Consider the following 11,647-nt stretch of genomic DNA (forward strand, 5'->3'; position numbering starts at 1 on the left):
CCCATGTCCATAGTTCTCGCCGGCTCCTACACCCCCGACAGCGGCGGGGAAGGCGTCGGACTCACCCCGCTGTGGCTGGCCGGTCGGGTGCTGACCACCGAGGCGGCGCCGGTACCCGCGAGCGGCGCCTCCTTCCTGGCCGCCCACCCGGTCCTCCCCGTGGTCTACAGCACGCACGAGTCCACCGAGGGTGCCGTGGGGGCCTTCGCCCTGGCGGACCGGGTCACCGCCCTCGGCGCGCCCGTCGGCAGCGGCGGCGCCAACCCCTGCCATCTCGCCGTCCACCCCGGCGGCGACTGGCTGCTGACCGCGAACTACGGCACCGACACCCTGCCCGGCACGGTCGCCGTGCACCGGCTCGACGCGGCCGGCCGGATCACCGGCCGCACCGACGTGGTCGAGCACCAGGGTTCCGGGCCGGTCGTGGGGCGGCAGGAGGGCAGCCACGCCCACCAGGTCCTGGTCGACCCGGCGGGCCGGTTCGTCCTCGCCACCGACCTCGGTGCCGACGCGGTGTTCACCTACCGCCTGGACCTGGTCCGGGGCACCCTGGAACGCGTCGCGGTGAACCGGCTGCGGCCCGGTTCCGGACCCCGGCACCTCGCGTTCGCGCCCACCGGCGACCTGGTGTTCAGCGCCGACGAACTCTCCTCGACGGTGACCTGCCATCGCTACGACCCGGAGTCCGGCACCCTGGTCGAGCTGTCCCGGGTGCCCGCCACGGCCGCCGGGGTGCCCAACCAGCCCGGCGGGATCGTCGTCTCCGAGCGGTTCGTCCAGGTCACCAACCGGGGCGCCGACACGGTGGCCGCCTTCCGGCTCGACGGCACCACCCTGGTGCCGCTCGGCGAGACGCCGTCCGGCGGCAGCTGGCCGCGCGGGCTGACCGCGGTCCCGGGCCACGTCCTCGTCGCCAACCAGCACAGCGGCACCCTGGCCGTGCTGCCGGTCCTGGACTCGGGCGCCCTCGGCGAGCCGGTCGCCACGGCGGCCGTCCCGTCGGTGGTGTGTGCGCTGGCGGTGTGAGGCCGCGTCCGGCGACCAGGAGCGGTGGCGGCGGAATCCTCCTCGCCGGCCGGGAGGCCAGGAGGCCAGTCGGTCAGGAGGCCAGTCGGCAAGGAGGCCAGGAGGAGGCAGGGTCAGGAGGACGGGGCAGGGGTTCCCGGGCGGTCCGCCGTCCGGCGGGCCGCGGTCGGGTAGTCGGGCGGCGTCGCCCAGCCGAGCAAGGTGCCGGCGACGACGGCGAGCGGCCGGGAGCGGATCTTCGCGGCAAGGTCTTCGAGGAGCCGGAAGACCGTGTAGTAGGCGCCGGTCAGGACGGTGGTGACCACACTGGCCACGGACGCCGAACCGAACTGGACGCCGATGTGCACCAGAAGGGTCAGCACGAGTCCGGCCACGATCGGCACGACGGTGCGCATGAAGCTGGCGAAGAGGTTCATGAGGAGGCCTGTCCCGGACGTCAGGAAGCGGGGTCGAGGTGGATGACCACCTTGCGGACGGCGGCCTCGATCGCCGCGGTGACCGAGGCGGCCAGCGCGGCGGCGTCGATCGTCTTGTCGAACGCCGCGACGGCGGTGGCGAGTTGGGCGATGGCCGCGCTCTGGGCCGCCTCTGTCGCCTGCACCAGCCGCAGCCGGGCGTTGGTGTCCTTGACGTAGGACTGCAGGGCCCAGAACTGGTTGGTCTTCACGTCCGGGGCGTCGGTGGGGGCCGCGATCACCCCGTCCAGGGTGAGGACCGCCTTCGCCGTGGCCGACGCGACCTTGCTGACGTCCTGCGTCTCCAGCACACCGCCGCCCGCGACCAGTTTCGCGACGACCGCGGCCGCGACCTTGTCGATGTCGTCCGTGGTGAGTGGCATGTCTGTCTCCGTTCCGGCGGCCCACGCGCGCAGCGCGGACTCGCTCAGGTAGCAGATGGATCGGTCCAAGGGGGTCGAGGTGAACTGCCAGAACAGCGGCGACCTGCCGGACGGGCCGGGCTTGGGGTGTGCCTCGGCCTGGGCGTAGGTCGCGGCTCCGGACCAGGGATAGGCGGGATACCAGAGGGGGACGGTGGCGGGCGCGTGGCCGGCGGCCAGATCGCTCCCCGAGGTGTAGACACCGACCTGCTGGCCGGGGAACGCGGCCTGCACCTTGGCGATCCAGGCGGTGGCGTAGGCCCGGATCCCGGCCGCCGTCGTCCCCGCGTAGTTCGAGCCGTCGGACCGGCGTTCCAGGTCCAGCCAGTGCACGAAGCCCTGACGGGCGTACGGCCGTACGGCGGCGACGTAGTTGGCGGCCTCGGTGGCGACGTCCTGGTTGGGCCAGCCGAAGTGGTAGGCACCGGGGACCAGTCCGGCCCCGATGATGCCCGTGATGTGCTGGACGAAGTGCTGGTCGTGGGTGTGCTCGCCCTCGCTGGCCTTGGCGAAGGCGAAGACCACGCCCTCCGCCTCGCGGGCCTTCCAGTCCTGGGCTCCCTGATAGACGGAGAGGTCGATTCCACGGCATGTGGGCATCTCGTGCCGCCCCCTTTCATGGTGTCGGTCAAGTGCGGGACGCGGTGCGCGTCAGGTCCCGGACGTCCGCCGGGGGAACATCGCGGTGAACCGCGCCGAGGGTTCGAGCCCCAACTCCGCGCGGAGCAGCCGCCTGAACGCCTCGTAGTGCCGGATCGCCTCCGCGACGTTGTGCTCCGCCAGGTGCACGGCGACCAGCGCGCAGTGCGCGCTCTCGCGGAGCGGCTCGATGGCGATGCACCTGAGGGCGGCCTCCAGCGCGAGCGCGTAGCAGCCGCGCCGGGTGAGCAGGGCGCTCAGCGATTCCAGTGCGTGCAAACGGAGTTGGCGCAGCCGCTCGCGCTCGAAGAAGATCCATTCCTCGTCCCAGCCGGGGAGCAGCTCACCGCCCGCCAACAGGTCCGGCGAGGGCGGCGCGTCCTCTGGGTCGTGCCCGGCCCCGGTGACCCGCAGGGCCGCTCGGGCGAAGTCGTCGATGTCCACGCGGACGGCGTCCGACAGGTACAGGTGGTCGCCGTCCGCGCAGACCATCGGCCGCCGCGTCCGGCGCAGCCGCCACAGCGCCGTCCGCAGGCTGCCGTGCGCGTGCTCCTCGGAGACGTCGGGCCACAGGGTCCCGGCGACGACCGAGCGGGACGCGCGCTTGTGCAGGCCGAGATAGGCCAGCAGCCGCTGTTCGTTCGCCGGGACGGCCACGGTCCCGTGCGCGCCCTCCAGCCGGAAGGTGCCCAACAGACACAGTCTGGCGATCGCCGGTACCGGCTCCGCCGTTCGCACTCTCGCCGGTTCCACCGTCAACTCGCTCCACGCCATCCGCCGTTCCCCGTTCCCCCGTGTCGCGGCCGCCGGTCGGGCGGCCTGTGGTGCCCAGGCCCTTCCCGTGGCCCGGGTGACCAGAGTGAAAGGCCGGACGCGGTCCGTCATGTCCTGTTCCGTTCAGTGGACCGCGCCGCGGTCCGGGGCCCGCCGCCCGGCCGGAGCATCAAGGGGGCGGCTCCTGGCCGGGCGACGGCACGCCGCCGACCTGCGCCGTCGGCCTGAGGGGGGACCACCGGCCAGGGCGCGGGCTGCGGCGTCGGCAACGCGACGAGGGCGCACGGCGGTCCGTCACACCACGACCGCCGTACGGATCTACGATCCTTGTCGGCCAGATCCCGCCCTCTCGGGTACGGGCCCGGCGAAGCCCCCGCGCGCGTCGGCTCCCATGGGGCGCCGACTCCGCCGGTACCGAGAGTGAACCCAGAGCCGTCGGCCGTCACGCCCTGTTCCATTGAACGGACCGGCTCGCGGTCGGTGTGGCTCGCGGTGCGGTCCGGCTCGCGGTCCGCGTGGCGTGTGGCCTACGAGGTGGCTCGTGCGGTGTGCGGTGTGCGGTGTGTGGCATGTGGCATGTGGCATGTGGCATCTGACCCGTGGTGTGGTTCGTGTCGGCCGCGGTGCGCGGCGTCGCCGGTGTGCGCGTGCCGATCGCCCCTCCGACGGGGGCGCCGTGCGTGTCCGTGCGTGCCCCGTTCGCCGGTGTCCGGAGACCGACGGGGCTCGGGTTGAGTAAGGTGAGCCTAAGTTGATATTCCGGGTCGCGGTCGGGGCGGCGCCGTATGCCTTGCCGGGCGTTCGCGTCCCGGCGGCCCACGCGGTCCCGGCCGGCGGCCATGTCCGCGGCGGCACGGCCCGGCACGGCGCGCCGCCGCAGAGGGAGGCTGCTCGATGACGGACTTCGCGACCACATCGCACCGGCCGGCGGCGGTGACGCTCGCCCGCGTGCGGCTGGGGGCGGGCGGGCCGCCGGTCGCCGTGCGGGTGGCGGACGGCAGGGTCACCCATGTCGTCCCGGGTGAGGGGGCCGTGGCACCCGCCGGAGCCGCCGTGGGGGAGCGGGTCCTCGATCTGGACGGGCGCGTGCTCCTGCCGGGCCTGTGGGACGCCCATGTCCACCTCGCCGAGTGGGCGAGCGCGCGCCGTCGGCTCGACCTCTCCGGAACCGTCTCCGCCCGCGAGGCGGCCGACCGGGTGCGCGCGCACGGCCGTACGGCGCCCGGCGCCCGGACGGTGCTGTTCGGATACGGCTTCCGGGACGGGCTGTGGGCCGACGCCCCGGACAAGCGGCTCCTCGACGCGGCCCTGCCGGACCGGCCGGTCGTCCTGGTCAGCGCCGACCTGCACGCCGTGTGGCTGAACTCCGCCTGCCTGACCCTCGTCGGCCGGGGTGACCATCCGACCGGACTGGTCCGGGAGCAGGAGGGGCACGAGGTTCTCGCGGCCCTGCCCGAGGTGCCGGCCGACACGCTGGACGGCTGGGTCACCGACGCCTGCCGGGCCGCCGCCGCGCGCGGGGTCACCGGGGTCATCGACTTCCAGTACGGCGACACCGTGGGCGCCTGGGAGCGGCGCTCGGCGCGGTTCCCGCCCGCGATACGGGTGTCCGCCGCCGTCTACCCGAGCCACCTGGACGCGGCCGTGGCCCGCGGTCTGCGCACCGGGTCCGGGATCGGCGCGCCGGGCGGCCTGGTGCGGGTCGGCCCGCTCAAGCTCTTCACCGACGGCTCGCTCAACACCCGTACCGCGCTGTGCCGCGACCCCTACCCGGGCCTTGAGGGCACGGACGGCTCGCACGGCATCGAGCAGACGGCACCGCACGAGCTGGTGCGGCTCATGCGCCGGGCCGCCGCCCACGGCATCGAACCCGCGGTGCACGCCATCGGCGACCGGGCCAACACCGTCGCCCTGGACGCCTTCGAGGCCGTGCGCTGCCGCGGCCGGATCGAGCATGCGCAGCTGCTGAGCCCCGAAGACCTGCCGCGCTTCGCCGAGTTGGGGGTCACGGCGGGGGTGCAGCCCCGGCACGCGACGGACGACCGTGACGTGGCGGACCGGTACTGGGCCGGACGCACCGGACGTGCCTTCGCCTACGCCGACCTGCTGGCCGCAGGGGCTCGGCTGGAGTTCGGCTCGGACGCCCCCGTCTCACCGCTGGACCCCTGGCTCGCCGTCGCGTCGGCCGTCGCCCGCACCGACGACGACCGCCCCGCCTGGCACCCGGAACAGCGCCTGCCGGTGCCGGACGCGTTGGCCGCGGCGGCCCGCGGGCGCCGGCTCATCAGGGTCGGGGACCCCGCGGACCTGGTGGTCGTGGACGTGGACCCGTCGACGGCCGACCCGGACGCGCTGCGCACGATGCCCGTGCACGCCACGATGACGGCCGGCCGCTGGACCCACGGGCCGTACTAGACCGCCCGTCTCCGCGAGCCTCCCGCACGCCGTGCCGGGACCCGTGTCCCGGACGGGACCGTACCGTCCGGGACACGGGAGTGCGGGGTGGCGGGGCAGGGGCGGGGCGGCGGGGCGGCGCCGGGCGGCCGGGGGTCAGGCCGCCGTCGCCCGGTCGGTCAGCAGGGATCGGTGGATCTCCTGGGCGCGGACCGCCACGGTCGACAGCAGGGTGCTGGTGAGTCCGTGGGTGTGCTCGGTCCCGCCCTGGAGGTAGATGCCGGCCTCGACCTCCGGCACCGTCTCGACGCGGTGGTCCCGGCCGACCCGGATCGCGTCGCCGTCGTCCTTGAGGCACAGCTTGGCCGCGTCGCCCATGAGCGCGGTCAGGTCCCGGGGCCGGTAGCCGGTGGCGAGCACCAGGATGTCGGCGGGCAGCGTCTGCTGTTCGCCGGTGGGCAGGAACTCGACGGTGATGTCGAGACCGCCGTCGGCGCCGTCCGCGATGTCGCGGACACGGGAGACGTTGAGGAAGCGCAGCCGCTCCCGCCCCGCCACCTTCTCGCGGTACGTGGTGGCGTACAGCGACTCGATCAGATCCATGTCGACGACCGAGTAGTTGGTGGACCGGTGGTAGTCCAGCAGGGACTGCTTGACCGCCGACGGCGCGGAGAAGTAGACGTCGACCGCCTCGGGATCGAAGATCCGGTTGGCGAACGGGCTGTCGTCGGCGGGCGTGTAGCCGTACTTGGCGAAGACCGAGCAGACCTCGGCGTCCGGGAACGTACGGTGCAGGTAGTCCACCGTCTCCGCGGCGCTCTGCCCGGCACCCAGGACGACCGCCCGCCGCACCGGCGCGCCTGTCGCGGCCAGTTGCTCGGCCCGTGGGATCAACTCGCTGTTGTGCCAGACACGTTCGGCGAGTTCGAGCCCCGGCGGCACGTGCGGCTCCAGCCCCATGGCGACGCTGATGTTGCGTGTGCGGTGCGTCACGGTCGCCTCCGGGCGGGCCGTGTCCCGGCAGGTGACGTCGAAGTGCGTGACCCGGCCGTCGTCGTCCCGCACCGGGTCCACCGCGACCACCTCGCTGCCGTACGACACCTGGTGCGCGACCCGTGCCGCCGCCCACTCGAAGTACTCGTGGAACTCCATCCGCAGCGGGAAGAGGGTCTTCTGGTTCAGGAAGTCGATCAGTCTGCCCTGTTCACGCAGGAAGCAGAGGAAGCTGTAGTCGCTGGTCGGGTTGCGCAGAGTGACGAGGTCCTTGAGGAAGGAGACCTGCATCGTGGCGTCGTCGATCAGCATGCCCCGGTGCCAGCCGAACCGCGGCTGCCGTTCCAGGAACAGGGCGTTGAGACGGCTGTCCGCCGCGAGGCCCGCGTTGTGCTCCTCAACCGCTATGGACAGAGCGAGATTTGACGGGCCGAAACCGATTCCGATGATGTCGTGGACGACGTCGGAACCCATGACCGGTGATTTCACCTTTGCATCGCCTCCCTCAGGCAGACCCATGCTAGATAAGGTAAGGCTTACCTAGCAATGGAGTCAGTGAAGGGAAGGACCGTCATGCGGGTCGTCATGCTCGGCTACCAGACCTGGGGTCACCGCACGCTTCAGGCGTTGCTGGACTCCGATCACGAGGTGGTCCTCGTCGTCACCCACCCGAGGAGCGAGCACGCCTACGAGAAGATCTGGGACGACAACGTCGCCGAACTGGCCGAGAAGCACGACGTCCCGGTGCTCCTGCGCAACCGCCCCGACGACGCCGAACTCCTCGCCGCCGTAAGGGAGTCCCGGCCGGACATCATCGTCGCCAACAACTGGCGGACCTGGCTGCCCCCGGAGCTGTTCGACCTGCCCCCGCACGGCACCCTGAACATCCACGACTCGCTGCTGCCGGCCTACGCCGGGTTCTCGCCGATCATCTGGGCGCTGATCAACGGCGAGGAGCGGGTCGGGGTGACCGCGCACCGCATGAACGCCGAACTCGACGCCGGAGACGTCCTGGTGCAGCGCTCGGTGCCGGTCGGGCCCACCGACACGGCCACCGACCTGTTCCACCGGACCGTCGGCCTGATCGCGCCGATCGTGCGCGAGTCGCTCGACCTGATCGCCGCCGGCCGGGACGCCGGCCAGTGGGTGCCGCAGGACCGCGGCCGCGCCAGTTTCTTCCACAAGCGGTCCCTGGAGGACAGCCGTATCGACTGGACCTGGCCCGCGGAGCGTCTGGAGCGCCTGGTACGGGCCCAGTCGGACCCGTACCCGAACGCCTACGCCTTCCACCGCGGCGAGCGGCTCAGGATCGTCTCCGCCGCCGTCTCCGAGGGGCGCTACGGCGGCACCCCGGGCCGGATCTTCATCCGCGAGGGCGACGGCGTGGTCGTCGTGGCGGGCCCCGACGCGCACACGGGGCGCTGCCGGGGGCTGTCGGTCCGGCGGGTGCGCACGGACGACGGCACGGAGCACGCGGCGGCGGACTACTTCCGCACCATGGGGGGCTACTTGACGTCCCGTCCCTGAGCCGGCACCCGCCGCCGAGGCGACATCCCGAGCGGCTCCGGCACCGACCGGGGCCGCACCACCGGCCACCCACGACCACACCGGGACACCCGCCCACACAACCTCCCCGACCACCAAGCCGCCACCACCGCCCCGGCTTCGCCCTCCCCGGATGCGGCCCCGGCGTTGCTTCCTGTGGCGGTGGCGGTGGCGGTGGTGGTGGCGGTGGTGGCTGTGGCTGCGGTCTCGGCCTTGCCCCCTCCGGGGTGGTCCCGGCCCTGCCGCTCCGGCGGCGCACCCGGCGGTGCTTTCGTCTGCGGGCCCGGCCGTCGCCCTGTTCGTGCTCCCGGCGGTGGTCCCGGTCGCCTCCCCCCGGGAGGGCGTTCAGTCGATCGTGGCCGGTACCGCGGTCTCGGCGTCCTGGGTGTCGCCGTCGTGGTGGTGGCGGCCGAGGGGGATGACCATCGGGGTGCCGCTGACCGGGTCGGGGGTGATCCGGCAGCGCAGGTCGAAGACGTCCTCGACGGTCGCCTCGGTGACCACCTCGGCCGGTGCGCCCTGGGCGACGATGCGGCCGGCCTTCATGGCGATGACGTGATCGGCGTACCGGCAGGCCTGGTTGAGGTCGTGCAGCACCATCACCACCGTGCGGCCCTCGCGCCGGTTGAGGTCCGTGACCAGGTCCAGGACGTCGATCTGGTGGGCCAGGTCGAGATAGGTCGTCGGTTCGTCCAGGAGCAGCACGGGCGTGCCCTGGGCGACCGCCATGGCGATCCAGGCGCGCTGCCGCTGGCCGCCGGAGAGCTCGTCCACCGGCCGGTCCGCGAGCTCGGTCAGGCCGGTCGCCGCCAGCGCGGCCCGTACCGCCTCCTCGTCCGCGGCGGACCACTGCCGCCACCAGGTCTGGTGCGGGGAGCGCCCGCGGTTGACCAGGTCGGCGACGGTCAGCCCCTCCGGCGCCACCGGTGTCTGCGGCAGGATGCCGAGGGCGCGGGCGAGTTCGCGGGTCGGTATGGAGCGCAGGGCGGTGCCGTCCAGTTCGACGACACCCTGGCGCGGGGCCAGCAGCCGCGCGAGGGCGCGCAACAGGGTCGACTTGCCGCAGGCGTTCGCCCCGACGATGGCCGTGATCCGGCCGGTGGGCACGGTGAGGTCGAGGTCCGTCACCACCGGCCGCCCGTCGTAGGCGAGATGGAGGCCGCGGGCCCGCAACTCGGGGCCCTTGGCGGGCTGTTCGGGAGAGCCCGACGGGCGCGGGGCGGTGGTCGACATGGGATCAGCCTCCAGATCCCGCGCGGTTGGCGCGGACGAGCAGCCACAGCAGGACCGGCGCGCCGAGGGCGCCGGTGACGATCCCGACCGGCAGTTCCGTCCCGGGGACCGCCTCGCGGGCGAGGAGGTCGGCGCCGAGGACGACGAACGCGCCGGTGAGACCGGAGACGAGCGGGGGCGGTGCCGAGGTGCCGGCCAGCCGCAGCGCGATCTGCGGGCAGGCCAGGGCCACGAAGGCCACCGGTCCGGCCGCCGCCGTGCCGAAGGCGACCAGGCCCACCCCGGTCAGCAGCAGCGCCAGCCGGACCGGCTGGACGGGGGTGCCGAGCCCGGCGGCCACGTCGTCGCCGAGCTGGAGCGTGCGCATCCAGCGGCCCAGGCCCAGGGTGACGGGCAGCAGCACGGCGAGGGCGATCGCCAGCGAGTCCACCTGGCCCCAGGTACGGCCGTTGAGGTTGCCGACCAGCCAGCCGAGCGCCTCCTCGGCCTGGAACCGGTTGCCCCGTGCCACCAGGAAGTCGGTGGCGCTGGTGCAGATCCACGAGACGCCGATGCCGACGAGGATGATGCGGTAGCCGGTGGCTCCGCCCTTCCAGGCCAGCGCGTACACGAGCAGCGCGGTCGCCAGGGCGCCGATCAGCCCGACGGTGGACAGCCCGAGCCCGTCGGCGAAGCCGAGCACCACCGCGGCCACCACCGCCGTACCGGCGCCCTCGGTCAGCCCGATCATGTCGGGGCTGGCCAGCGGATTGCGGGTCATCGTCTGGAACACCGCCCCGGAGACCCCGAAGGCGAGGCCGACCAGGAGGCCGGTGAGGGCGCGGGGCAGCCGCAGGTCCCGTACGACGACGAGCGTCCCGGGGTCGCCGACACCGAACAGGGCCTTGACCACGCCGGGCAGGCTCACCGGGTAGTCGCCGATGGCCAGGCCCCAGCAGAACAGCGCGAACGCGCCCACGCCGACCAGGACTCCGGTCAGCACCAGGCGCGGCCGCAGCATGCCGGAGACCGGGGGTACGGCCAGCCGGAACGGCCGGTCGCGCAGCGCGCCGCGGGCGGGCCGCCCGCTCCGGCCGGACCGGGCCGGAGCGACGGGGGACGACTGTGCGGGCACGCTCACACCTCCGCGAGTTTCCGGCGGCGGACCAGGGCGATGAAGAACGGGCCGCCGAGAAAGGCGACCAGGACGCCGGCCTGGATCTCGGTGGGCCGGGCCACCATGCGGCCCACGATGTCGGCGGACAGCAGCAGGACCGGCGCCAGCGCGGCGGACAGCGGCAGCAGCCAGCGGTGGTCGGGGCCGATGCCGGCGGACTGGGCGAGCAGCCGGGCGATGTGCGGGACGACCAGGCCGAGGAAGACCACCGGACCGATGACGGCGACCGAGGCGCCGGTCAGCAGCACGATCGCGGTCACCCCCTGGAGCCGTACCAGACCCAGCCGTCGGCCCAGCGAGGCGGCCACGTCGTCGCCGAGCGCCAGGCTGTTCAGGGCCGGGGCGCAGGACAGGGCGAGGACGGCGCCGACCGCGAGGAACGGCAGGATGCGCACCAGGTCGCCGGAGTCCTGGTCGGCCAGGGTGCCGGCGGACCAGAAGCGGTAACGGTCCAGCGCGTCCTGGTCGGTGAGCACCACGGCACTGGTCAGCGACGACAGCAGCGAGGTGACGGCCACTCCGGCGAGCGCCAGCTTCACCGGGGTCGCCCCGGAGCGGCCCAGCCGTCCGAGGAAGAAGACCAGGACACTCGCGGCGAGCGCCCCGGCGAACGCGAACCATACATAGCCGTACAGCGATCCGACCCCGAACACCGCGACCGACACGACGATCGCGAAGGAGGCGCCCGCGCTCACCCCGAGGATGCCGGGGTCGGCAAGGGGGTTGCGGGTCAGGGCCTGCATCAGCGCGCCGGACATGCCGAGCGCGGCGCCCGTGGTCAGGCCGAGCAGGGTCCGGGGGATGCGCACCGACCAGATCACGTTGTCGACGAGTCGGCTCGGCGGATGCCCGAGGACCGAGCGCACCACCTGGTCGAGCGGGACGCTCAACGCGCCCAGCGCCACCGAGAGAAGGGACAGGAGGACCAGGAGGGCGACGATCAGTGTCACCAGCACCGTGGTGCGAAGCCTTCTGCCTGAAGCCACTTGCCGGTCTCCATGCCGTCGTCC

Annotated in this window: 10 protein-coding genes; 3 read left to right on the forward strand and 7 right to left on the reverse strand. The window is 73.5% G+C overall.

The annotated features are described in order from the left end of the window. Nucleotides 1–3: 3 nt before the first annotated feature. The gene (locus tag IEZ11_RS09930) at nucleotides 4–1,026 is read left to right on the forward strand and encodes a lactonase family protein (protein WP_189262299.1); all 1,023 of its coding nucleotides are present in this window, start codon (nucleotides 4–6) and stop codon (nucleotides 1,024–1,026) included. A gap of 113 nt (nucleotides 1,027–1,139) precedes the next feature. Here IEZ11_RS09930 and IEZ11_RS09935 read toward each other — a convergent pair whose 3' ends face one another. Genes IEZ11_RS09935 through IEZ11_RS09945 form a run of 3 tightly spaced genes read right to left on the reverse strand, consistent with a single transcriptional unit; the run spans nucleotide 1,140 to nucleotide 3,235 of the window. Then, nucleotides 1,140–1,442 (reverse strand): hypothetical protein, encoded by a 303-nt coding sequence (locus IEZ11_RS09935; protein WP_189262300.1) that lies wholly within the window; start codon nucleotides 1,440–1,442, stop codon nucleotides 1,140–1,142. 20 nt (nucleotides 1,443–1,462) lie between these two features. Next, the gene (locus IEZ11_RS50675) at nucleotides 1,463–2,503 is read right to left on the reverse strand and encodes a glycoside hydrolase family 25 protein (protein WP_229712929.1); all 1,041 of its coding nucleotides are present in this window, start codon (nucleotides 2,501–2,503) and stop codon (nucleotides 1,463–1,465) included. Between the two features lie 51 nt (nucleotides 2,504–2,554). Continuing rightward, the gene (locus IEZ11_RS09945) at nucleotides 2,555–3,235 is read right to left on the reverse strand and encodes an AfsR/SARP family transcriptional regulator (protein ID WP_229712930.1); all 681 of its coding nucleotides are present in this window, start codon (nucleotides 3,233–3,235) and stop codon (nucleotides 2,555–2,557) included. A 975-nt stretch (nucleotides 3,236–4,210) separates the two neighbouring features. Here IEZ11_RS09945 and IEZ11_RS09950 point away from each other — a divergent pair. Continuing rightward, nucleotides 4,211–5,731 (forward strand): amidohydrolase, encoded by a 1,521-nt coding sequence (locus IEZ11_RS09950; RefSeq protein ID WP_189262302.1) that lies wholly within the window; start codon nucleotides 4,211–4,213, stop codon nucleotides 5,729–5,731. Between the two features lie 135 nt (nucleotides 5,732–5,866). On the opposite strand, the gene IEZ11_RS09955 is transcribed toward IEZ11_RS09950, so the two are convergent. Next, entirely contained in the window at nucleotides 5,867–7,177 is a 1,311-nt protein-coding gene (locus IEZ11_RS09955; protein WP_373294885.1) for a lysine N(6)-hydroxylase/L-ornithine N(5)-oxygenase family protein, read from the reverse strand. Between the two features lie 99 nt (nucleotides 7,178–7,276). Here IEZ11_RS09955 and IEZ11_RS09960 point away from each other — a divergent pair, with 99 nt between their 5' ends. Then, entirely contained in the window at nucleotides 7,277–8,230 is a 954-nt protein-coding gene (locus tag IEZ11_RS09960; RefSeq protein WP_189262304.1) for a methionyl-tRNA formyltransferase, read from the forward strand. Nucleotides 8,231–8,593: 363 nt separating this feature from the next. On the opposite strand, the gene IEZ11_RS09965 is transcribed toward IEZ11_RS09960, so the two are convergent. From IEZ11_RS09965 to IEZ11_RS09975, 3 genes are all read right to left on the reverse strand, one after another. After that, the gene (locus tag IEZ11_RS09965; RefSeq protein WP_189262305.1) at nucleotides 8,594–9,481 is read right to left on the reverse strand and encodes an ABC transporter ATP-binding protein; all 888 of its coding nucleotides are present in this window, start codon (nucleotides 9,479–9,481) and stop codon (nucleotides 8,594–8,596) included. A 4-nt stretch (nucleotides 9,482–9,485) separates the two neighbouring features. After that, entirely contained in the window at nucleotides 9,486–10,481 is a 996-nt protein-coding gene (locus IEZ11_RS09970) for a FecCD family ABC transporter permease (RefSeq protein ID WP_229712962.1), read from the reverse strand. Between the two features lie 116 nt (nucleotides 10,482–10,597). Further along, entirely contained in the window at nucleotides 10,598–11,623 is a 1,026-nt protein-coding gene (locus IEZ11_RS09975; RefSeq protein WP_189262307.1) for a FecCD family ABC transporter permease, read from the reverse strand. Nucleotides 11,624–11,647 lie beyond the last annotated feature (24 nt).

It is taken from the genome of Streptomyces fuscichromogenes, from assembly GCF_014645815.1.
Classification (GTDB): Bacteria; Actinomycetota; Actinomycetes; order Streptomycetales; family Streptomycetaceae; genus Streptomyces; species Streptomyces fuscichromogenes.